Below are 21,914 nucleotides of genomic sequence, written 5' to 3' on the forward strand. Positions count from 1 at the left end.
CTAAAATATTGATGCTCCCTTAACGGAAAGATGGCGAGCCGGCCAGCGCGAAGCGCCCCGCCAGTTGACGAAACGCGACCGAAGCCCCGGCCAGCGGAAACGCATCGACCACCGCACGCCCCAAGCGTGCCGCGCGTTGCAGGTATTCATCCGCCGGCACCGATCCCATCGAAACGAGGTTCACCGCCAGGTATCGGCTTGCTGCCTGTGCCATATTATCGTATACCACCTTTGCTTCCGATTCGGAAGCCCCGGTGACCAGAATTCCGAACGGGCGCCGTCCCAGCTCCTGGTTCAGGCGCTTGATCATACTGTAAGCGGCCTTGATCGAGGTAGCGCTATTCGACACCTGCACCACGATTTCCGAGCTGGCCATGACCGGCACCGGGAAGGCCACGCCGTCGAACTCGCCGTCGACGATGACGATGCCGGTCTGCTTGGCCAGCACATCGAAGGCCTTGGCCAGGCGGCGGGTCTCGTCCGGACCGCTGCGCGGCAGGCCGCGTGTCATCGACGCCACAGCAAAGCCTTGCGGCACCTGGTGGATCACCTGGTTCAGTGCGCACTCCTGGCGGGCGACGTTGAGCAGGCTGGCGCCGCCGTCCACACCGAGGCGCGAGGCCACGCCGTGGGCGCTGGCGCAGGCGTCGACCAGCAGCACGTCGTTGCCGGCGCGGGCCAGCGAGGCGCCCAGGTTGACCAGCATGGCGCCCTTGTCGTCCTGCGGCGAAGCCGACAGGAAGGTGACGATGCGGGGCTGCGGCCCCGCCAGCATGCGGCGCAGTCCCTCCGCCTGGTCGAAATCGAAATTAGCCAAGGTGCACCTCGCGCATTGCTTGTTCGTTCTGGCCGTTGCTCATCAGCAGAGGCAGTTCGGCGTCCAGGTATTGGGTGTTGACGACATCGCGTTTCAACTTGAAAGCGCGGTCGATCAGGTAGGCCGGATCGGCCAGGTGCAGGTCTTCCGGCACGCGCTGGCCGTTCGAGACGTAGAACAGATTCAGCTTCTGGCGGATCACCACGTCGAGCACATTGCCGATCGCGGCGGCTTCGTCCAGCTTGGTCATGATGCAGCCGGCCAGGCCGCTGCCCTGGTAGGCGCGCACCACTTCGTTCAGGGTTTCCTGGGTCGCCGTGGCGTTCAGGCACAGCAGGCGCTTGACGTCCGAGCCGGCGCCTTGCAGCATCGAGACCTGTTCCGTGACCATCTGGTCGCGCTGGCTGACGCCGACGGTATCGATCAGCACGGTGTGCTTGTTCTTCAATTCCTTGAGGGCGATGCGCAGGTCGGCTTCGTCCTTGACCGAGTGCACCATCACGCCGAGGATCTTGCCGTAGATGCGCAGCTGCTCGTGGGCGCCGATACGGTAGGCGTCGGTGGTGATCAGGGCCAGCTTGTCCGGGCCGTGGCGCATCACGCAGCGCGCGGCCAGCTTGGCGGTGCTGGTGGTCTTGCCGACGCCGGTCGGACCGACCAGCGCAAACACGCCGCCCTGCTCGATCAGCGCATCTTCGTTGGCCATGGTTTGCAGGTTGCGGGTCAGGACGTTCTTGATCCAGCGCATGCTGTCGGCGGCGTCGCGGTTGGCCGGCAGTTTTTCAATCAGATAACGCGCCAGGCTGGCCGAGAAACCGGCCGCCAGCATCTCGCGCAGCACGGTGGCTTTCTGCGGTTCGCGCGCTTGCGTCGTGCCCCAGGAGATTTCGGCCAGCTGGGTTTCCATCATGCCGCGCATGGCGCGGATCTCGCCCATCATGTTCTGCATTTCGGCGGCGGCGTTCTGCTTGGCGCTGGCGACGGCGGCGCTGACCATGGCGGCGATCTGGTCGACGTCCAGCGTGGCTGGCGCCGGCGCTGCGGCAGCGGCCTTGGTGGCGCTGGCGAACGATGCGGCGGACGCCACCACGCGGCGCACCGGTTGCGCTGGCAGAGCGGCCGGGGCCGGGGTCGGGGCCGGGGTTGGGTAGTTGGTTTCGAAACGCGGTTCCATGCGCGATTCCATGCGTGGCTCCATCCGTGGCTCCAGACGCTGATCGGCGCGGGCTTGCGGCACGGCGGTGGTCAGGTCGAGCGACGGCGCTGGATCGGCCATCGGCGAATGCGGCGCAGGCATGGCCAGCGAAGCGGCATCGTCGTTGGCCAGCGCGAGGATTTCAACGCCGCCATCGGCCTGGCGGTTGGACAGGATCACGGCATCGGGGCCGAGCGATTCGCGCACTTTGCGCAGTGCCTCGCGGGATGTCGGTGCGGTAAATTTTTTGACGTTCATGGCCGGCTCTCAGGAATCTAAGTCGAGCAGTGCGTCTTCCGGATGAGACGCCTTTACTCTGACAGTGCCATTATTGACGATGCACTCTGGAAACGATCCGATGAACAGGGGTGGAAATGGGCCGCATTTCCCCATTGCTGCCGAGGTGGCTTAACTGCTGCGAAAAACCTCGTCCAGCGAGGTGGCATCGACAAAGTTCCGCGCCCAAGCGGACAGTTGCGGCACATCGGCCTCGGCGATGCGTGACAGCACGTGCGCATCCAGCGGGCCAAAGCGCTGAACAAGCAACGCGGTAAGCCCTTCAGCCCACCCCTCTTGTCTGCCCTCTTGCCGGCCCTCTTGCCGGCCCTCTTGCAGCCCCTCCTGCAGACCTACCTGCCGCCCCTCTTGAAGGCCTAATTTCAAGCCTTCTTTCCGGCCAATTTCCATTCCAATACGTTCAATAGAAGACAAGTAGACCATGGCCCTCCTCCTTTCTATTTCCAACATGCCAGATCGTAAACGTACCTCAAGCCCCGTCGGCAAGCGCATGATCCAGTCGATCACCCGGTACAAGTTGATGATACGCTGCCTGTCCCAATCACGCTGATACAGTAGCTTGGTGAGCTTCCACTTGGCGATGCGGCGCCGATGGGCGTTGCCTTTGGTCTGCCGCGCCTGCAAATGCGCCATTGTCACCAGCGCAAAGGGATTCTCGTGCTGCCGCAGTTCATCAAGGCGATCAGCATAGTCCAGCAGTTTAACGACAGGGAATTCAATCCCCATCCTGCAACCAAGCAGATGATAAGCAAACGACGAAGGCCGCCAACGCCTGCCATCGTCCGTCAGCAACGCCAGGCTGGCGACAGGTCGCCGATAGCGATCGTAGACACGATAATTGTAGACAAACATGCGCTCAGCGAACCGCGCATCACGCCAGCCCTGCACCTCCAGATGCACCAGCACCCATTGCTCACTGCCGTCATGCAAATGCACGCTGACCAGCTTGTCGAGCACGCGCTTGCCCAGTTCCGCATCGCGCGCCAGCGCGCCGAACTCCTGATCGAGAAAAGTGTGCGGCCGCGACCAGTCGATCGCGGCATGCACAAGGGGAAAGTAGAAGGCCATGAATTCCGGGAAGTGGCACATGACCACCTCCTTCCACGGCGTATCGAAATCGTCGTCATCCATGCAAACAGTCTAGGCCGCCCGCATGGCTGCATGCGCGATCCGCTCAAACTCAGGCCGGCTGCTGGCCCACCAATGCCGTCACGCGGATGGTCTTGGTCTCCGGGATCTCTGCATGCGACAGCACCTTCAGCTGCGGCAAGGCGCGGCGCAGGAAGCGCGACAGCAAGGCCCGCAGCGGCCCCGGCACCAGCAGCACCGGCGTCAAGCCCAGCGCCTCCTGCTGCTGCGCCGCCTGCTGCGCCTGCTGCGCGATGGTGTCGGCCAGCCCCGGCTCGATACCCGCGCCGTCGGGACCACTGGCCGCCAGCGCCTGCATCAGCAAGCGCTCCAAGCGATTATCCAGCGTCATCACCGACAACTCGCTGGCGCCGGGGAACAACTGCTGCACGATGGCGCGGCCCAGCGAAATGCGCACCAGCGCCGTCAGGTCGCCCGGATCCTGCGTATGCACGGCATGCTCGGCCAGTGTCTCGATGATGGACCGCATGTCGCGGATGTGCACACCTTCCACCAGCAGGTTCTGCAGCACCTTCTGCAAGGTCGACAGCGACACCATCTTCGGCACCAGGTCTTCCACCAGCTTGGGCGCATCCTTGCCCAGATGATCGAGCAGCGCCTGCACCTCGGCGCGGCCCAGCAACTCGGACGCATGCGTCGTGATCAGGTGATTCAAGTGCGTGGCCACCACCGTGCCGGCGTCGACCACGGTGTAGCCCATGCCCTGCGCCTGGTCGCGCAGATTGGCGTCGATCCACGTGGCAGGCAGGCCGAAGGCTGGATCGGTGGTCACCATGCCCGGCAAGGTGCCGCTGGCCATGCCTGGATTGATCGCCAGGAACTGGCCGTTGAACGCTTCGCCCGTGCCCACTTCCACGCCCTTGAGCGTGATGCGGTAGGCCGACGGTTTCAATTCCAGGTTGTCGCGGATGTGCACCGGCGGCGCCAGGAAACCCACCTCCTGCGCAAACTTCTTGCGGATGCCCTTGATGCGCTTGAGCAGCTCGCCGCCCTGCGTCTTGTCCACCAGCGGGATCAGGCGGTAGCCCACTTCCAGGCCCAGCGTATCGACCGGCATGATGTCCTGCCAGCTGGCCTCTTCCTGCTCCGGCGCTGCGGCCGGCGAGGCAGCAGCTGCTTCGGCCGCCGCCACTTCGGCGGTCTTGCCGGCTTCGGCCTTGCGCGTCATCAGGTATGCCGAGCCCGCCAGCACGCCGGCCAACAGCAGGAACACCAGGTTCGGCATGCCGGGGATCAGGCCCATGCCGCCGATGATGGCGGCGGTGATGTACAGCACCTGCGGCTTGGCGAACAACTGCCCCACCACCTGGGTACCGATGTCCTGTTCGCTGGCCACGCGCGACACCACGATACCGGCCGCGGTGGAAATCACCAGCGACGGGATTTGCGCCACCAGGCCGTCACCGATGGCCAGCAGCGTGTAGTTCTTCAGCGCGTCGGCAAAGGTCAGGTCGTGCTGCAGCAGGCCGACCAGCAGGCCGCCGACCACGTTGATCACCGTCACCAAAATACCGGCCACGGCGTCGCCGCGCACGTACTTACTGGCACCGTCCATGGCGCCGTAGAATTCCGCTTCCTGCGCCACTTCGCTGCGGCGCTTGCGGGCCTCGGCCTCGCCGATCAGGCCGGCGTTGAGGTCGGCGTCGATCGCCATCTGCTTGCCCGGCATCGCATCCAGGGCGAAACGCGCGCCCACCTCGGCGATACGGCCCGCACCCTTGGTGACGACCGTGAAGTTAATGATCGTCAAAATAATGAACACCACGATACCGACCGTGTAGTTACCGCCGATCAGGAAGTGGCCGAAGGCTTCGATCACCTTGCCGGCCGCGTCGGCGCCGGTGTGGCCCTCGGTCAGCACCACGCGGGTCGACGCCACGTTCAGCGACAGGCGCAGCATGGTCGATACCAGCAGGATGGTCGGGAAGGCCATGAAGTCCAGCGGCTTGACCGTGTACAGGCTGGTCAGCAGCACGATCACCGCCAGCGCGATATTGAAGCTGAAGAAGATGTCGAGCACAAAGGCCGGCAGCGGCAGCACCATCATCGCCAGCAGCATGATGATCAGGATAGGCGCGGCCAGGCTGCTCTTGTTGCGGCTGTTGGCGATGCCTTGCATCCATGGCGGCAGTTTCAGGTTGCTCAGGGCGTTCATGCGGGTGCTCCGTTATTCAAGTCAGGTTTCTTCTTTTGCGATGCGGGGTTGAGCGGATCGAGCTCAGGCGGCACATCGAGCGTCTTCGGCACATCGGGACGGTTGCCATTGCCCTTGCTGAACAGGCGCAGCTGGAACACATAGGCCAGCACTTCGGCCACGGCCGAGTACAGCGCTTCCGGAATCTCGTCGCCGATCTCGGTGTGCTTGTGCAGCGCGCGCGCCAGCGCCGGCGCTTCCAGCAAAGTCACCTTGTTCTCGCGGGCGATCTCGCGGATCCTGGCCGCCACTTCGTCGGTGCCCTTGGCCACCACTTTCGGGGCGCCGCGCATGCCGTCGCTGTACTTCAGCGCCACCGCATAGTGGGTCGGGTTGGTGACGACCACGTCGGCGGTCGGCACGTCGGCCATCATGCGGCGCTTGGCCATCTCGCGCTGCAGCTGGCGGATCTTGGCCTTGATCTGCGGATTACCGTCCGATTCCTTGGATTCCTGGATCAGCTCCTGGCGGGTCATCTTCAGCTTGTTCGCGTAGTGCCACATCTGGTAGGGGCCGTCGATGGCGGCGATGAAGCCGAGCGCGCCGACGATGAACAGGAAGCTGCTGCCCAGGATGTGCAGCAGGTGCGCGGTGCCCAGCTTGAGCGGCTCGACCGCCAGGCCGATCACGGCATCCTTCTGCTTCATGACCACCAGCCAGGCCACCAGCCCGACCACCAGCGCCTTGGCCACCGCCTTGAACAGCTCGACCAGCGCGTTGGACGAAAACATATTGCCGAGGCCGTTGGCGGGATTGAGTTTGTTGAAGTTGGGCGCGACCGCCTTGCCGCTGAACAGCCAGCCGCCCACCAGCAGCGGCGAGGCCAGCGCGACCACCATGACCGCCACGCCCAGCGGCAGGCAGGCGATCATCACCCGCACCACGTCGACCAGGATGCGGTTGAGCAGGATGTCGGCATCGAAGATTTGCTCCTGGTTCAGCGTCAGGCCGGACACCAGGGCGGAATGGAGTTGCCGTATCAGCCCGTCGCCGGTCATCCACAGGCCGGCGCCGGCCGCCATCAGCACGGTAAACGTCGCCACTTCCCGCGAACGGGGAACGTCGCCTTCCTCACGCGCCTGCTCGAGGCGCTTCGGTGACGCGGGTTCGGTCTTTTCTGCGTCGCTGTCTTCTGCCATGGGGTCTGCCTGCTGCGGGGTTTATCTCGACCGTGCCATTATCGGCTGCGGCGAGGACAGGCCATCGGAGGAATACGGCGGTATTTCCGGGCCTGCTCGTAGATTCCGTGCGGCAATTACCAGGACTTGCGGTGCTCGGCCTGCTTGACGGTCTGCTCGATGGCGCCAAACACGGATTTGCCGTCGCCGTTCAGCATTTCGATGCGGATGGTGTCGCCGAAGGCCATGAACGGCGTGACCGGCTCGCCGCCGGCGATCATCTCCAGGCAGCGCTGTTCGGCGATGCAGGAGTAGCCGCGCTTGGCATCCTTGTTGGACACCGTGCCCGAGCCGATGATCGATCCGGCCCGCACATTGCGCGACTTGGCCAGGTGGGCGATCAGTTGCGGGAAGTTGAACACCATGTCGACGCCGGCCTGCGGCTTGCCGACCAGCTTGCCGTTCCAGGTCGACAGCAATGGCAGATGGACCTTGCCGCCCTTCCAGGCGTCGTCCAGCTCGTCCGGCGTGACCGCCACCGGCGAGAAGCTGGTGGCCGGCTTGGACTGGACGAAGCCGAAGCCCTTGGCCAGCTCCTCCGGGATCAGGTTGCGCAGCGAGACGTCGTTGACCAGCATCAGCAGGCGGATGCGCTGGTGCGCCTGGTCCACCGTCACGCCCATCGGCACGTCATCGGTGATGACCGCCACCTCGGCCTCGAAATCGATGCCCCACTCTTCATGGAACAGCGCGATATCGTCGGTCGGGCCGAGGAAATCGTCGCTGCCGCCCTGGTACATCAGCGGATCTTCCCAGAACGATGGCGGCAGCTCGGCGCCGCGCGCCTTGCGCACCAGCTCGACGTGATTGACGTAGGCCGAGCCGTCGGCCCACTGGAAGGCGCGCGGCAGCGGCGCCATGCAGTTCTGCGGCTCGAACTCGAAGCTGCGGCGGGCGCGGCCCTGGTTCAAGTCCTGGTAGATCGCTTCCAGCTGCGGCGCGATGAAAGTCCAGTCGTCCAGCGCGCGCTGCAGCGTGCGCGCCACGCCGTCGGCCAGTTGCGCGGTCTTCAGGTCGCGCGACACCACCATCAGCTGGCCGTCGCGGGTGCCGTCTTTCAGCGTCGCCAGCTTCATGCTGCGGGCGCCAACATCGCCAGCTGCTCCGGCGTCAGATAGCACCACTCGCCCTCGGCGATGCCCAGCGATTCCAGCGTCAGCGTACCGATGGCCGAGCGATGCAAGGCGCTGCAATGGTTGCCGGCGGCCGCCAGCATGCGCTTGACCTGGTGATACTTGCCCTGCTCCAGCACGATTTCCAACTGGTGTTCGCCGCGCTTGACGCAGGTCTGCGCCGCCAGCGGCGCCGGCTCGTCATGCAGCTGCACGCCGGACAGCAGTTGCGCTACCAGCTCGTCGGTGACGGGCTCCTGGGTCGTGGCCTGGTAAATCTTCGGCACATGGCGCTTGGGCGACGATTGCGCGTGAATGAAGGGGCCGTCGTCCGACATCAGCAGCATGCCGGTGGTGTCATGGTCGAGGCGGCCGACCGGCTGGACTTCGCGCCAGCTGAACTGCTCCGGCAGCAAGGTCAGCACGCCCGGATGGTGGCTGGGCTTGCGCGAGCATTCGAAATTGGCCGGCTTGTGCAGCGCCAGGTACAGGTGTTCGCGATACACCCATTCCTCGTCGAAGATGGTCAGTATCAAGCCATCGGTTTCGATGCTGGCCTTGTAGTTGTCGTGCACCACGCCGCCGATGCTGACTTCGCCGTCCTCAATGAGGGAACGGCAATACTTGCGGGTGCCATAACCCTGCGATTGCAGGATGCGGTCTAGGGATAATTTGCTCATGGCCGGATTTTACAGGATGCGGGTGGCAGCGGAAAGGCAGCGCCCGTTGCGCCGCAGCATCTGTCCAGGACCGTGAGCTTTCTTGATGCAAATCAAGTCCCAAGGGGATTGCATTGATAGACTGAAACCTCATTAGGAATCCGCCTAATGCGCTAGGAAATACTCAGCAGGCGCCCATCATGTCTACCTTACTTACCGTTACGAATACCGTCACGACAGCGGCGCAAGAACAGGCCGCCACGCACAGGACCGAGCTGCTGCTGGCGCGTTGCCGCAGCTGCGTGCTGCCCAGCGATGCCGCCGGCGGCGCACAGGAAGCGTGGCACGCCGCCCGGCAGGCGGGCTTCCTGGCCTGGCTGGACGCCGGCGGCTTCGCGCAAAGCGAGGCCGCAATTGAAAACAGCGGCATTGCGCCGCTGTTTTCAGCCCCATTACAGGACTCTTTACGAGGAATCGAAATTCTCTCTACTCCGCATCAATGATGCAGCTGAGTAGTTCCATCAAACTGAACAAGATCGTGCTGACAACAAGATAAACTGTTTATATCGGCCCCCCTTGGAAAGAACTACAACACCACTATAGTCCACCAGCTTGGATATGCAAGCATGAAAAAGGCTGGATTGATAATGTTAATCGGAAGTCCAGTGATCCTATCACTGCGGCTAACACCGCCCCCTGTCAGCGCAAGCTGGGTTTGACGTTATCCACCGCCGATTTCATTGCCCCCGCGCCCATCGCCGCGCCGAATTTCTTCAGCACGCGTTCAGGCAAGCCTTCATGCTGGGTGTAGTCGATGATGTCTTCGGCCTTGACCACGTCGCGCGCCACGCTGTCGACGGTGCCGAAGGCGTCGGCCAGGCCCATGTCGATCGACTTGGCGCCGGTCCAGAACAGGCCGGAGAACATGTCCGGGGTTTCCTTCAGGCGCTTGCCACGGCCAGTGCGCACCACCTGGATGAACTGCTGGTGGATCTCGTTGAGCATAGCTTGCGCGTATTGCTTGTGCTTGTCCGTCAGCGGGCTGAACGGGTCCATGAAGCCCTTGTTCTCGCCGGCGGTCAGCAGGCGGCGCTCGACGCCGACTTTTTCCATGATGCCGGTGAAGCCGAAGCCGTCCATCAGCACGCCGATCGAGCCGATGATGCTGGCCTTGTTGACGTAGATGCGGTCGGCGCCGGCGGCGATGTAGTAGCAGCCGGAGGCGCAGATTTCATCGACCACCACGTACAGCGGCTTGGCCGGATAACCTTTGCGCAGGCGCACCATCTCGTCGACGATCATGCCGGCTTGCACCGGACTGCCGCCCGGGCTGTTGATGTGCATCACCACCGCCACCGAACCGCTGTCGGAAAACGCCTTGTTCAGCGCCGGTATCACCACCGAAGCGGCGCCGCTGCCTTCCGATTCAATCGCGCCTTCGATCTCGATCAGCGCCGTGTGCCGGCCCAGCGTCTCTTCCGAGCCGGTCCAGCTGATGTCCAGGTAGGCGCTCAGGCCGACGATAATCACCAGCAACGTCACCGCCTTGAAGAATATCCCCCAGCGGCGTGACGCCTTCTGCTCCTTGAGCGTGGCGAACACCAGCTTTTCCAGCACTTCGCGCTCCCAGTTGGAAGCCTGGACCGTCACCTTGGCCGGTGCCGATGCCTGGGCCGGCGCGGCCGATGCAGGGTTTTCGGCGCCGTTGCCGCCATTTTCGCTCGTGTTATCGCTCATAGTTCTCGTATGGTTACAGTCAGGCGCGCGCGGGGCGCACATAGTCATCCGGTTGCCAGAAAATCTGCTGATCGCGTTCAACTACCGTGATCGGGCGCAAACGTCCGCCTTTGCACGGACCGCCGGCGCAGAAACCGCTGTCCGGCACATAAATCGCGCCGTGGGTGGAGCACATCAGGTACAAGCCGCTGGATTCGAAGAACTCGCCTTCGGCCCAGTCCAGTTCGATCGGCACATGGGCGCAGCGGTTCAGGTAGGCATACGCCTTGCCGCCGTAGCGCACCACGAAGCCGGTGCCGTCGTCGCCGCCCGCCGTTACCAGGAAGCGCACGCCCTTGCCGCCCTCCACCACCGCATCGGCAGCACAGATCAGGATATCTTCGTCCGCCATTATGCGTGCTCGCTCAGCCATTGGTGCAGCTCGGCCACCGTGGCGGCCGAGTACAGCGGATTGCAGGCCGCCAGCTGGTCGGCCGGATGCGCGCCGTACTGCACCGCGATGGCGGACGCGCCGGCATTGTTCGCCATCAGCAAATCGTGCGATGTATCGCCGATCATCACGGTACGTCGCATATCCTGGCCCAACTCGCGCGTCAGCTCCTGCAGCATGGCGGGATGCGGCTTGGAGAAGGTTTCGTCCGCGCAACGGGTGGCGTCAAACATGGACAGCAGTTTGACATCGTTCATGGCGCGGTTCAGGCCTACGCGGCTCTTGCCGGTCGCCACGGCCAGGAAATAGCCATTCTGCGACAGCTCGGTCAGCATGTCGTGTATGCCGGGGAACAGCGTCAGCTCGTGATCGCGCGACAGGAAGTGATAGCGGTAACGCTCTACCATGCGAGGATAGTAGGATGGATCGATCTCCGGCAGCACGGCTTGCATGGCCTCATGCAGGCCCAGGCCGATCACATGGGCGGCAAGCTCTTCACGCGGAATCGGCAACGACAAGTCCCGAGCCGCCGCCTGTATGCATTTCACGATCGTTGATGTGGAATCCATCAACGTTCCATCCCAATCGAAGACGATTAAATCAAATTGCTTTCTTGCCATGTGTTCCGGCCTGCTACCGCAAGCCGGCTCCTTCAATAATATTTGCGATTAGTTAAGAGGTTTCCCCAAGCTTACCAAGAATCGCTCACATTCGGCGGCCAATGGCGCATTCAGCGTCATGATTTTGCCGGAATCCGGATGGGTAAACGTAATCTGATGGGCGTGCAGGAACATGCGCTTGAGCGCGCCGCGCGTGGCATCGGCCTTCAGCAAGACGCGGTTCAGCGCAAAATCGCCGTACTTATCGTCACCTACGATGGCGAAGCCGGAAGATGACAGATGGACGCGGATCTGGTGCGTGCGTCCGGTCTTCAGTTCGGCTTCCAGCAGCGCGAAATCCTTGAATTTCTTCAGCAGCGTGAACACCGTGTGCGACGGCATGCCGTCGGCCTGCACCGCCACGCGGCGCTCGCCGTCGGCGGTGGTGTACTTATGCAGCGGCAGCTTGACGTGCTGGCGCGCATTTTTCCAGTCGCCCGCCACCATCGTCAGGTAGCGCTTGTCCGTGTGGCCGTCGCGCATCTGCTCGTGCAGGTTGGTCAGCGCCGAACGTTTCTTCGCCAGCAACAGCAAACCGGAGGTGTCGCGGTCCAGGCGGTGCACCAGTTCCAGGAACTTGGCGTCAGGACGCGATGCGCGCAGCTGCTCGATCACGCCGAAGGACACGCCGGAACCGCCGTGCACGGCCACGCCGGCCGGCTTGTCGATCACCAGCAGGTGGGCATCCTCGAAAATGACCTTGAATTCGGCCGCCGGCACGTGGGTGGTGTCGGCCTTTTCCGCGATGCGGACCGGCGGAATACGGACCACATCCCCCTGTACCAGACGGTACAGTTGATCGATGCGCCCCTTGTTAACACGTACTTCCCCGGAGCGCAAAATGCGATAGACGTGGCTTTTCGGTACGCCCTTGCATACGCGCAGCAGGTAGTTGTCGATACGCTGACCTGCTTCTTCTTCAGTAATGGTGACGAACTGTGCTTGCAGCGGAACCGGCAGGCCAACCTGGGGTGTTGAAGGTGGGATAACATCTTTTTGTTGCTTCATTTGCTCTGTCTTCCCAGAAATCTCTCTAAGTCCTTCATTTTGAATATATAATTGTTTCGCTGCGGTTCAATCTGCGGCAAGTGTAAGAATAAAAGCACATTTTACACAGGGGCGTCTCCACTGGCCTCGCCAAATTGCAAATTCAGAGGAAAAAATGTATACGCACCACCCCTGCCGGAATCAAGGTTGCACCGTTGTTGTAATCGGATGCCTGCAAGGATGCTGAATTAATATGGTTGGATTGTAAGGATAAAGTCCGGCCAGCTTGGTCTAGCACCAAGCTGGCCGGTTGATGAAGTTGATAACGCTTGCCGTTTTCGCCAGACCCCATGCTTTGCTGCAAGCTCGATGGACGGCTGAAACAAGCCTGAAGCATTGTATCTTCGCGAAGTTGCGATACTTGTAGTACGTAAGCCTGGTCAGGATTTGGCTCTCAACGACGTTGCTCACCGCCTGCATTTCTCTGCCGTCCGTAGGGGCCGCATGGATGAGTTGCAGGTGATGCGAGCACTCGGCATGTCGATCGACCTCATGCGCCCAGTTGCGGCCGCGACGCGGACGTTTTCGTTCGCGTTTCTGCGCTGCACAGGATGGGCATACCCACCGCAATCACATTAATTCTCGCGTATATCCCTGTACCACGCTGCCTCGGTCCTAAGAAACCGAGCGGCACAGAGATGACCTACGGGTCGCGGAGTTAATAAAAATGAAACGCATGTTGTTTAATGCTACGCAGCAAGAAGAACTGCGCGTAGCAATCGTCGACGGTCAGAAATTGATCGACATCGACATCGAAACCGCCGGCCGCGAACAGCGCAAATCCAACATCTACAAAGGCGTGATCACCCGCATCGAACCGTCGCTGGAAGCTTGCTTCGTCAGCTACGGCGAAGATCGCCACGGTTTCCTGCCATTCAAGGAAGTAGCACGCACTTACTTCCGCGAAGGCGTGGATGTACGCAACGCCTCCGTCAAGGAAGCGCTGCGCGAAGGCCAGGAAATCATGGTCCAGGTGGAAAAGGAAGAGCGCGGCAACAAAGGCGCGGCCCTGACCTCCTTCGTCTCGCTGGCCGGCCGCTATCTGGTCCTGATGCCGAACAACCCGCGCGGTGGTGGTGTTTCCCGCCGTGTCGAAGGTGAAGAGCGCCAGGAACTGCGCGAAACCATGGACAAGCTGGACCTGCCGCCTGGCATGTCCGTCATCGCCCGCACCGCCGGCATCGGCCGCAACGTCGACGAGCTGCAGTGGGACTTGAACTACCTGATGCAACTGTGGCGCGCAATCGAAGGCGCCGGCAAGTCGGCATCGGGCGCCTTCCTGATCTACCAGGAATCGTCGCTGGTAATCCGCGCCATCCGCGATTACTTCCAGCCTGACATCGGCGAAATCCTGATCGACACCGACGACATCTACGAACAAGCTCACCAGTTCATGAGCCACGTGATGCCGGACATGGTGCACCGCGTGAAGCGCTACAGCGACGACGTGCCGCTGTTCTCCCGCTTCCAGATCGAACACCAGATCGAAACCGCCTACAGCCGCACCGTGCCGCTGCCATCGGGCGGCGCCATCGTCATCGACCACACCGAAGCCCTGGTCTCGGTCGACGTCAATTCGGCCCGCGCCACCCGCGGTTCGGACATCGAAACCACCGCCTTCAACACCAACTGCGAAGCCGCTGAAGAAGTGGCCCGCCAGCTGCGCCTGCGCGACTTGGGCGGCCTGATCGTGATCGACTTCATCGACATGGAAGTGGCCAAGAACCAGCGCGAAGTCGAACAGCGCCTGAAAGACGCGCTGCACCACGACCGTGCACGCGTTCAGATGGGCAAGATTTCCCGCTTCGGCCTGATGGAACTGTCGCGTCAGCGCCTGCGTCCGTCGCTGTCGGAAGGTTCGCACGTGACCTGCCCGCGCTGCTCCGGCACCGGCCATATCCGCGACACCGAATCGTCCGCACTGCAAGTGCTGCGCATCATCCAGGAAGAGGCCATGAAGGAAAACTCGGCCACCATCCACGTGCAAGTGCCGGTGGATGTGGCAGCCTTCCTGCTGAACGAAAAGCGCGGCGAAGTGCTGAAGATCGAGACCCGCCACCGCATCAGCATCATCCTGGTGCCGAACAAGCACCTGGAAACCCCGCACTACAAACTGGAGCGCATCAAGCACGACGATCCGCGTCTGGAAGACAGCCAGGCGAGCTACTCGCTGGCCGAGCAAGCCGAAACCGACATGGCCTACAGCAAGCGCCAGAAGGAAGAAGCCAAGCCACGCCAGGAAGCCATGGTCAAGACCATCACCCCGGACCAGCCAGCACCGCTGGTCGAGCGCAAGCCGACCGAAACCGTCATCAAGCCAGCGCCGGCCCCAACGCCAGCACCGGCCGAGCAAGGTTTCTTCGCCAAACTGATCAGCTTCTTCACCGGCAAACCGGAAACCCCGGCCCTGCCGCAGCAGCCGACCATCGTGGTCAAGGCGCCTTCGGGCGACCGCGGCGACCGCAACGCACGTGGCCCACGCGGCCGCAACCGTAACGGCAAGGCCGGCGGCCGTGGCGAGCGCGAAGAGCGCGAACCAGGCGCAGCCCGTCCAGGCCAGGACGAAGCCAAGGCGGCAGACGCCAACGGCCGTCCGCCACGCGCACCGCGCCCACCACGCGAACCGCGCGAACCACGTGAAAACCAGGCAGCAGAAGGCCAGGCACCACGCGAACGCGCAGAACGCGCCGAGCGTCCGGAACGCGCAGAGCGCACCCCGCGTCCTCCACGCGAGCCGCGCGGCGAGAAAGCCCCAGTCGAAGCCAAGGTTGAAGAATTGGCCTTGAACGTAGGCGTGCCGTCGACCGGTCCTGTGACCGAAGCGACCACCAGCATCCTGAAAACCGCGCCGAACGCCGGTCCTGAGGGTGATGAAAACGAAGCAGCGGTGGACGGTGAAGAACCGCGTCGTCGCCGTCGTCGTGGTGGCCGCAACCGCAATCGCCGCGACCGCGACGGTGCGGAAGGTACGGAAGGCGTTGAAGGCCAGGAATCGGCAGCAGCCGAAGCCGGCGAGCAAGGCGAACAAATCGCCCTGAGCTTCGTGCCAGTCGCCGAAGCGGCAGCAGTTGCAGCAGCTCCGGTAGCGGAAGCTGTCGTGGCAGCACCAGCCGTTGAAGCACCGGCCGCCGAGCCAGTCGTGGCAGCAGTTGTGACGCCGGAGCCAGTCGCCGCACCGGCACCGGTTGAACAGCCAGCCGCCGTTGTTGTTGAAGCCGTACCAGTGGTCGAAGCAGCGCCGGTCGTCGCCGAGCCAGTAGCGGTTGTGGTCGAAGCGCCGGTCGTTGCAGCGCCAGCGGTTGAGCCAGTCGTCGCAGAAGCGCCGGCAGTGGTGGCAGAAGTTGCCGCTCCAGCCATCGTCGAAGCCGCACCGGTGGTAGCCGCACCAGCACCTGCACCTGTGCCTACTCCAGCTCCTGCCCCAGTCGCAGCGCCAGTGGTTGCCGAGCCAGTCGCTCCGGTCGCCGTTGCTCCTGCACCGGTGGCAGCACCAGCGCCAGCACCGGCACCGTCGGCACCGATCGACCTGCAAGCAGTGCTCGGCTCCGCCGGCCTGACGCTGGCAGCTACCGATCCGGCCAAACTGCGCGCAGCGCAGGAAGCCGCCGCCAAGGCAGTAGCACCGGCCCGCGTTCCACGCGAACGCAAGCCGCTGCCGCCGCAAGCTGACGAGCCGCTGATCCAGGTGGACACCCGCCGCTAATCGCAGCGGATAGCCCAACCCAAAAAGCCCCGCCGGCACTGAGCGCGCTCTTGAGCACGTTCAGGCCGGCGGGGCTTTTTTAATGGAAGCCCGCTCCACCGAGTTGGCGGCGACGTGCTATCGTAGCTTCTTGTAATTCCTCAGATGTTGTCCCGCATTTCAAAAACAGCAAGATTGTAGAGTCATGGCAGAGAAAATCATCATGATGGCCAGCCAGCGCCGCGCGCCGCCAGCCATCCCCGCAGTCCTGGAAACGCCCACCGGCCTGCTGAGCGATCAGCTGGCCCGCCCGCTGCACGATCTGCGCATCTCCGTCACCGACCGCTGCAATTTCCGCTGCGTCTACTGCATGCCCAAAGAAGTGTTCGACAAGGACTACCAGTACCTGCCGCACACCTCCCTGCTGTCGTTCGAAGAAATCACCCGGCTGGCCAAGACCTTCATCGCCCACGGCGTCGAGAAAATCCGCCTGACCGGCGGCGAACCGCTGCTGCGCAAGAACATCGAACGCCTGATCGCCATGCTGGCCGAGCTCAAGACCGTCCACGGCAAACCGCTGGACCTGACGCTGACCACCAACGCCTCCCTGCTGGCGCGCAAAGCGCAGTCGCTCAAGGACGCCGGCCTGCAACGCATCACCGTCTCGCTCGACGCGCTGGACAACACCGTCTTCCAGCGCATGAACGACGTCGACTTCTCGGTTGACGATGTACTGCACGGAATAGATGTCGCACATCAAGTCGGCCTGGGCCCGGTCAAGATCAACATGGTGGTCAAAGCCGGCATGAACGACCAGGAAATCCTGCCCATGGCCCGCCATTTCAAGCACACGCCCTACATCCTGCGCTTCATCGAATACATGGACGTCGGCGCGTCCAACGGCTGGAAAATGGACGAAGTCATCCCCTCGGCCGAGGTGGTAAGCCGCATCCACGCTGAGATGCCGCTCGAAGCGCTGTCCGCCAACTACACCGGCGAAACCGCCGCGCGCTGGCGCTACGCCGACGGCGCTGGCGAGATCGGCGTGATCTCAAGTGTATCCCACGCATTCTGCCGCGACTGTACCCGTGCGCGCCTGTCGACCGAGGGTAAGCTGTACACTTGTCTGTTCGCCAGCAGCGGCCACGATCTGCGCGCCCTGCTGCGCGACGGCCGCAGCGACGCCGAAATCGGCACCGTGCTGGCCCACCTGTGGCGCGCGCGCGGCGACCGTTACTCGGAACTGCGGACCAATAACACAGACGGCCTGGAAGCTCGCGCCGCCAAAGTGGAAATGTCTTACATCGGAGGGTAGTTTGTCTTTGAAGAGCAAGATCACCGGATTGATACTGGCTGGTGGACGCGGCACCCGCATGGGCCGCGTCGATAAAGGCCTGCAGCCGTTTCGCGGCGCCACGCTGGTCGAACATGTGATGCGCCGCCTGGCGCCGCAAGTCGCCACCGTCGTCATCAACGCCAACCGCAACCTGCCGCAGTACCAGGCGGTGGTCGACGCAGCGCCAGTGCTGCCCGATTATCTTGACGGCTTCGAAGGCCCGCTGGCCGGCCTGCAAATCGGCCTGCAATACTGCCCCACCGAACTGCTGCTGACCGCTCCCTGCGACTCGCCATTCCTGCCCTTAGACCTGGCCGAACGCCTGCACGCAGCGCTGCTGGAGCAGGACGCCGACGTGGCGTTGGCCGTCACCATGGAGGCCGAGGAAGGCGCCGAACCGTATCGCCAGCCGCATCCGGTGTTCGCGCTGATGAAAGCAAGCCTGCTGCCGCAGCTGGACGCCTACCTGGACACCGGCGCGCGCCGCATGGAAAGCTGGATCAAATCGCTGCGCGTGGCCGAGGTGATGTTCGACGACGCCGACGCCTTCCGCAACATCAACACGCTGGCCGAGTTGCAGATGCACGAGCAGGCCAGCGCCAGCCAGCCATCCGCACCTGCGGCACCCGCCAGCGGCGATCCCGACGCGATGCCCGTGGCCGAAGCACAGCGCATCATCTGCGAACGCATCACGCCCGTCGCCGCGACCGAAACGCGCGCGCTGCTGCACGGCGCGCTCGATCGCGTGCTGGCCGAAGACATCATCTCGCCGATCAACGTGCCGGCCTACGACAACTCGGCGATGGACGGCTACGCGCTGCGCGGCGCCGACCTGCCCGCAGCCGGTGCGCCCGACGCCACGTTCAAGGTGATCGGCATAGCCTACGCCGGCCGCCCTTGCACGCAAACGCCGCAAGCCGGTGAGTGCATCCGCATCATGACCGGCGCCGCCATCCCGCCCGGCTGCGACAGCGTGCTGCCGCAGGAACTGGCCTCCCACATCGACGGCGACAGCGTCACCATCCCGCACGATGCCATCCGCATGGGCGCCAACCGCCGCTTCGCCGGCGAGGATCTGAAAGCCGGCGGCATCGCGCTGGCCAAGGGAAAAATCCTGCGCCCCGCCGACCTTGGCCTGGTGGCCTCGCTCGGCATCGGCGAAGTGACGGTGCAGCGCAAACTGCGCGTGGCCTTCTTCTCCACCGGCGACGAACTGCGCTCGCTCGGCGACCATCTCGACGACGGCTGCGTCTACGACAGCAACCGCTACACGCTGTTCGGCATGCTGACGCGGCTCGGCTGCGAAGTGGTCGACATGGGCATCGTGCGTGACGATCCGGCCGCGCTGGAAGCGGCGCTACGCAAAGCCTGTACCGAGGCCGATGCCATCATCACCTCCGGCGGCGTATCCGAAGGCGCGGCCGACTACACGCGCGACATCATGGCCCGCCTGGGCGACGTCGCCTTCTGGAAGCTGGCGATGCGTCCCGGCCGCCCGCTCGCCTTCGGCAAGATCGCAACGGAGGCAGACAGCGCCTGGCTGTTTGGCCTGCCCGGCAATCCGGTGGCGGTGATGGTGTCGTTCTACATGTTCGCTCGTCCTGCGCTGCTGCGCATGATGGGCGCGCAGGCGACGCAACCTGTCATGCAGGCCCGCGCCACGGAAGCGATCCGCAAACGCCCTGGCCGCACCGAGTACCAGCGCGGCATCCTGAGCACCGGAGACGGCGGCGAACCACAAGTGCGCCTCACCGGCGCGCAAGGCTCGGGCATATTGAGCTCGATGTCCGAGGCGAACTGCATCGTCGTACTGCGCGAAGCACAGGCCAGCGTCGCCGCTGGCGAGATGGTCGACGTGCTGCTGTTCGACGGCCTGGTCTAGCCGCATGCAGCACCCTCGCCTGCGCATCCGCAATCTGCAATCGCCGCTGGCCGGCCCGTTCTCCTTCGATCTGGAAGCGGGCCAGTGCCTGACGATCTCCGGCCCGTCCGGCGCAGGCAAAAGCCTGCTGCTGCGGATGCTGTGCGATCTCGATCCCCACACCGGCGAAGCCCTGCTGAACGGCCTGCCCCGCTCCGGCATGAGCGCCCCCGCGTGGCGGGCCGGCGTGATCTACCAGCCCGCCGAAGCGGCATGGTGGCTGCCGACCGCAGGGGAGCATTTCAAGCCAGCCCAGATGGCGCGCGTGCGCGAACTGCTGCCGCAACTGAATCTGTCGCCGTCGCTGCTGGAGAGCGACATCACTCGCCTGTCCACCGGCGAACGCCAGCGCATGGCGTTGATACGCTCACTGGCTTGTCAGCCGCAAGTGCTGCTGCTCGACGAGCCCACCGCCGCGCTGGATCCCGAATCCGTCGCCGCCACCGAAGCGCTACTGCAAAGGGAACTGGCGGCGGGTCTGTCCATCATCCTGGTCACTCACTCCGAAGCGCAGGCGCAAACGCTGGGCCACCGCAGCATGACGATGCGCGACCGGAAGCTAAGCGAAAACGAGGCCACACCATGAGCGCCGGTATGCCACCGATCCAGCCGGGCGCAATCGACCTGGCCATCGCTTCATCACTGGTGCTGCTTAACGCCGGCATCTCGGCGTGGCTGGGATTGCGCATGCAGCGCAGCATGCTGTGGGCAGCCGTGCGCATGGTGGTGCAATTGCTGCTGGTCGGACTGGTGCTGCGCTGGGTGTTTGCCTTGGCCTCGCCGGCAGCCACGCTGGCCGTGGCGATGCTGATGATCGTCGCCGCCGCGCGCGAGGTAGCGATGCGGCCCGCACACGGCTTGCGCGGCTGGCCCGGCGTGTGGCTGGCGACTGCCAGCGTCGGCCTGTCCAGCATCGCCACCGTGATGCTGGCGCTGTTCACGGTGCTGCATCCAACGCCATGGTACGAGCCCCAGTATGCGATACCGCTGATCGGCATCGTGCTGGGTAACGTGCTCAACTCCGCCAGCCTGGGATTGGACTGCTTCTACGGCGGCGTGGTCAACTCCCGTGCCGCGATCGAGGCGCAGCTGGTGCTGGGCGCCACCCGCAACGACGCGCTGGCGCCGCTGATACGCGAATCGGTGCGCAAGGGCCTGATCCCGCTGATCAACCAGATGTCGGCGGCCGGCATCATCACGCTGCCCGGCATCATGACCGGCCAGATCCTCGCGGGCATGGACCCGATGGACGCGGTGCGTTATCAAATCCTGCTGATGTTCCTGCTGGCCGGCGGCAGCGGCCTGTCGGTCACGCTGGCGGTCTACCTGGCGGCGCGCAGCGTCACCGACGAGCGCCACCGCCTGCGCCTGGAACGGCTGACCAGCCGCTAGCCGCCACCAGCAGCATGCCGCAGGCCAGTCCGGCGAACGCCAACTGCAAGCCGAATGCATGGGCCACGAATCCTATCAGCCCCGGCCCCGCCAGGATGCCAGCGTAGCCGATGGTGGTGATGGCGCTGATGGCCAGGCTGGCCGGCATGTCCTTCTGGCTGCCCGCTGCGCTGAACAACACCGGCACGATGTTCGAAGCGCCCGTGCCGATCAGCGCAAAGCCGGCCAGCGCGATCCACGGCGACGGCGCCAGCACCACGATCAGGAATCCCAGCGCCGCGCACAAGCCGCCCAACAGCAGCAGGCGATGGCCGCCCCAGCGCTGCACCATCCGGTCGCCATTCAAACGCCCCACCGTCATCGCCACGGCGAAGGCCGCGTAGCCAAGGCCGCCCTGCCCGGCCGTGAATCCGCCGCCGCTGGTCAGCATCACAGCGCTCCAGTCCAGCACCGCGCCTTCGGCCAGGAACACCAGCGAACATAAGGCGCCAATCAAAACCACCGCGCCGCGCGGCAGGGCGAACAGCGGTGCGTCGCGCTCCGACGGCGCCGGGTCGCGCAGCAGATAAGGACCGGCGCCGATCAGCACCAGCGCGACCGCCGCCGCCAACACCAGCGACGCAACCACCAGATCCAACCCCGCCCACAGCATCAACGTCATGCTGCCCGCGCCAACGATGCCGCCCACGCTGAACAGTCCGTGGAAGCCCGACATCAGCGCGCCGTCATATTCCTTTTCGACGATCACGGCCTGGATATTCATCGCCACATCCAGCGTGCCTATCGTCGCGCCAAACAGGAACAGCGCCAGCGCCAGCGACCACGCCGTCGGCGCAATCGCCAGCAAGGGAAACACCAGACAGCATCCGAGTCCGGAAGCGAGAATGATGCGGCGGCAGCCGAAGCGCGCAGCCAGCACGCCCGTCACCGGCATCGCCAGCAGCGAGCCGATGCCGAGACAGAGCAGCAGCAAGCCAAGCTCCCCTTGCTGCACGCCGGTGCGCGCCTGCGCGAACGGCACCAGCGGCGCCCAGGCTGACATCGCCATGCCCGCTGCAAGGAAGGCCAGGCGGGTAGATACTCGTTTTTGTAAACCGGTGGTCATCAGA

General features: G+C 63.9%; 18 protein-coding genes. 6 read left to right on the forward strand and 12 right to left on the reverse strand.

Translation table 11 applies throughout. The annotated features are described in order from the left end of the window. Nucleotides 1–19: 19 nt before the first annotated feature. The 7 genes from GEV01_RS15230 to GEV01_RS15260 form a co-directional block, all read right to left on the reverse strand. Nucleotides 20–817 carry a MinD/ParA family ATP-binding protein gene (locus GEV01_RS15230; protein WP_152805849.1) on the reverse strand — a complete coding sequence of 266 codons (798 nt, stop codon included), beginning with the start codon at nt 815–817 and terminating at the stop codon, nt 20–22. Then, nucleotides 810–2,270: a flagellar biosynthesis protein FlhF gene (gene flhF / locus GEV01_RS15235; protein WP_152805852.1), complete on the reverse strand. Its 1,461-nt coding sequence runs from the start codon at nt 2,268–2,270 to the stop codon at nt 810–812. Before flhF ends, GEV01_RS15230 begins: the two co-directional genes overlap by 8 nt. Nucleotides 2,271–2,420: 150 nt before the next feature. After that, on the reverse strand, nt 2,421–3,440 hold the full coding sequence (locus GEV01_RS15240) for an RpnC/YadD family protein (RefSeq protein WP_152805855.1): 1,020 nt from the start codon (nt 3,438–3,440) through the stop codon (nt 2,421–2,423). 49 nt (nt 3,441–3,489) lie between these two features. Further along, complete coding sequence (gene flhA / locus GEV01_RS15245) at nt 3,490–5,613, reverse strand: flagellar biosynthesis protein FlhA (RefSeq protein ID WP_152805858.1); 2,124 nt, start codon at nt 5,611–5,613, stop codon at nt 3,490–3,492. After that, the gene (flhB, locus tag GEV01_RS15250) at nt 5,610–6,791 is read right to left on the reverse strand and encodes a flagellar biosynthesis protein FlhB (protein WP_152805860.1); all 1,182 of its coding nucleotides are present in this window, start codon (nt 6,789–6,791) and stop codon (nt 5,610–5,612) included. Before flhB ends, flhA begins: the two co-directional genes overlap by 4 nt. A gap of 116 nt (nt 6,792–6,907) precedes the next feature. Then, entirely contained in the window at nt 6,908–7,906 is a 999-nt protein-coding gene (locus GEV01_RS15255) for a fumarylacetoacetate hydrolase family protein (protein WP_152805863.1), read from the reverse strand. Further along, nucleotides 7,903–8,622, reverse strand: coding sequence for a pseudouridine synthase (locus tag GEV01_RS15260; RefSeq protein ID WP_152805866.1), 720 nt, complete (start codon nt 8,620–8,622; stop codon nt 7,903–7,905). Before GEV01_RS15260 ends, GEV01_RS15255 begins: the two co-directional genes overlap by 4 nt. A gap of 179 nt (nt 8,623–8,801) precedes the next feature. Here GEV01_RS15260 and GEV01_RS15265 point away from each other — a divergent pair, with 179 nt between their 5' ends. Next, entirely contained in the window at nt 8,802–9,104 is a 303-nt protein-coding gene (locus GEV01_RS15265) for a hypothetical protein (RefSeq protein WP_152805869.1), read from the forward strand. A gap of 196 nt (nt 9,105–9,300) precedes the next feature. On the opposite strand, the gene GEV01_RS15270 is transcribed toward GEV01_RS15265, so the two are convergent. The 4 genes from GEV01_RS15270 to GEV01_RS15285 are packed head-to-tail and all read right to left on the reverse strand — an operon-like array spanning nt 9,301 to nt 12,435. Further along, nucleotides 9,301–10,338: a S49 family peptidase gene (locus GEV01_RS15270; protein ID WP_152805872.1), complete on the reverse strand. Its 1,038-nt coding sequence runs from the start codon at nt 10,336–10,338 to the stop codon at nt 9,301–9,303. Nucleotides 10,339–10,357: 19 nt separating this feature from the next. Next, entirely contained in the window at nt 10,358–10,729 is a 372-nt protein-coding gene (locus tag GEV01_RS15275) for a Rieske (2Fe-2S) protein (protein ID WP_152805876.1), read from the reverse strand. After that, the gene (locus GEV01_RS15280; RefSeq protein WP_152805879.1) at nt 10,729–11,388 is read right to left on the reverse strand and encodes an HAD-IIIA family hydrolase; all 660 of its coding nucleotides are present in this window, start codon (nt 11,386–11,388) and stop codon (nt 10,729–10,731) included. The genes GEV01_RS15275 and GEV01_RS15280 overlap by 1 nt, the downstream gene beginning before the upstream one ends. Before the next feature lie 48 nt (nt 11,389–11,436). Then, entirely contained in the window at nt 11,437–12,435 is a 999-nt protein-coding gene (locus tag GEV01_RS15285) for an RluA family pseudouridine synthase (protein ID WP_152805882.1), read from the reverse strand. Between the two features lie 706 nt (nt 12,436–13,141). Between GEV01_RS15285 and GEV01_RS15290 the strand changes: the two genes are divergently transcribed. From GEV01_RS15290 to GEV01_RS15310, 5 genes are all read left to right on the forward strand, one after another. After that, complete coding sequence (locus GEV01_RS15290) at nt 13,142–16,177, forward strand: Rne/Rng family ribonuclease (protein WP_152805884.1); 3,036 nt, start codon at nt 13,142–13,144, stop codon at nt 16,175–16,177. A gap of 184 nt (nt 16,178–16,361) precedes the next feature. Then, nucleotides 16,362–17,471 (forward strand): GTP 3',8-cyclase MoaA, encoded by a 1,110-nt coding sequence (gene moaA / locus GEV01_RS15295; protein ID WP_152805887.1) that lies wholly within the window; start codon nt 16,362–16,364, stop codon nt 17,469–17,471. 1 nt (nt 17,472) lies between these two features. After that, on the forward strand, nt 17,473–19,374 hold the full coding sequence (moeA, locus tag GEV01_RS15300) for a molybdopterin molybdotransferase MoeA (protein ID WP_152805889.1): 1,902 nt from the start codon (nt 17,473–17,475) through the stop codon (nt 19,372–19,374). 4 nt (nt 19,375–19,378) lie between these two features. Beyond that, a complete protein-coding gene (locus GEV01_RS15305) occupies nt 19,379–19,999 on the forward strand; it encodes an ABC transporter ATP-binding protein (RefSeq protein ID WP_152805892.1) in 621 nt (206 codons plus the stop codon). Continuing rightward, complete coding sequence (locus GEV01_RS15310) at nt 19,996–20,805, forward strand: ABC transporter permease (RefSeq protein WP_175023077.1); 810 nt, start codon at nt 19,996–19,998, stop codon at nt 20,803–20,805. Before GEV01_RS15305 ends, GEV01_RS15310 begins: the two co-directional genes overlap by 4 nt. On the opposite strand, the gene GEV01_RS15315 is transcribed toward GEV01_RS15310, so the two are convergent. Next, a complete protein-coding gene (locus tag GEV01_RS15315; protein WP_152805895.1) occupies nt 20,756–21,910 on the reverse strand; it encodes an MFS transporter in 1,155 nt (384 codons plus the stop codon). The genes GEV01_RS15310 and GEV01_RS15315 overlap by 50 nt on opposite strands. Nucleotides 21,911–21,914 lie beyond the last annotated feature (4 nt).

The organism is Rugamonas rivuli, from assembly GCF_009380165.1.
In the GTDB taxonomy this organism is placed as follows: Bacteria; Pseudomonadota; Gammaproteobacteria; order Burkholderiales; family Burkholderiaceae_D; genus Rugamonas; species Rugamonas rivuli.

Excerpts from the sequence above, each read along its gene's own strand:
- flhF (WP_152805852.1), bottom strand. The coding sequence starts at position 2,270 with ATGAACGTCAAAAAATTTACCGCACCGACATCCCGCGAGGCACTGCGC.
- GEV01_RS15240 (WP_152805855.1), bottom strand. The coding sequence starts at position 3,440 with ATGGATGACGACGATTTCGATACGCCGTGGAAGGAGGTGGTCATGTGC.
- flhA (WP_152805858.1), bottom strand. The coding sequence starts at position 5,613 with ATGAACGCCCTGAGCAACCTGAAACTGCCGCCATGGATGCAAGGCATC.
- flhB (WP_152805860.1), bottom strand. The coding sequence starts at position 6,791 with ATGGCAGAAGACAGCGACGCAGAAAAGACCGAACCCGCGTCACCGAAG.
- GEV01_RS15255 (WP_152805863.1), bottom strand. The coding sequence starts at position 7,906 with ATGAAGCTGGCGACGCTGAAAGACGGCACCCGCGACGGCCAGCTGATG.
- GEV01_RS15260 (WP_152805866.1), bottom strand. The coding sequence starts at position 8,622 with ATGAGCAAATTATCCCTAGACCGCATCCTGCAATCGCAGGGTTATGGC.
- GEV01_RS15265 (WP_152805869.1), top strand. The coding sequence starts at position 8,802 with ATGTCTACCTTACTTACCGTTACGAATACCGTCACGACAGCGGCGCAA.
- GEV01_RS15270 (WP_152805872.1), bottom strand. The coding sequence starts at position 10,338 with ATGAGCGATAACACGAGCGAAAATGGCGGCAACGGCGCCGAAAACCCT.
- GEV01_RS15275 (WP_152805876.1), bottom strand. The coding sequence starts at position 10,729 with ATGGCGGACGAAGATATCCTGATCTGTGCTGCCGATGCGGTGGTGGAG.
- GEV01_RS15280 (WP_152805879.1), bottom strand. The coding sequence starts at position 11,388 with ATGGCAAGAAAGCAATTTGATTTAATCGTCTTCGATTGGGATGGAACG.
- GEV01_RS15285 (WP_152805882.1), bottom strand. The coding sequence starts at position 12,435 with ATGAAGCAACAAAAAGATGTTATCCCACCTTCAACACCCCAGGTTGGC.
- GEV01_RS15290 (WP_152805884.1), top strand. The coding sequence starts at position 13,142 with ATGAAACGCATGTTGTTTAATGCTACGCAGCAAGAAGAACTGCGCGTA.
- moaA (WP_152805887.1), top strand. The coding sequence starts at position 16,362 with ATGGCAGAGAAAATCATCATGATGGCCAGCCAGCGCCGCGCGCCGCCA.
- GEV01_RS15305 (WP_152805892.1), top strand. The coding sequence starts at position 19,379 with ATGCAGCACCCTCGCCTGCGCATCCGCAATCTGCAATCGCCGCTGGCC.
- GEV01_RS15310 (WP_175023077.1), top strand. The coding sequence starts at position 19,996 with ATGAGCGCCGGTATGCCACCGATCCAGCCGGGCGCAATCGACCTGGCC.
- GEV01_RS15315 (WP_152805895.1), bottom strand. The coding sequence starts at position 21,910 with ATGACCACCGGTTTACAAAAACGAGTATCTACCCGCCTGGCCTTCCTT.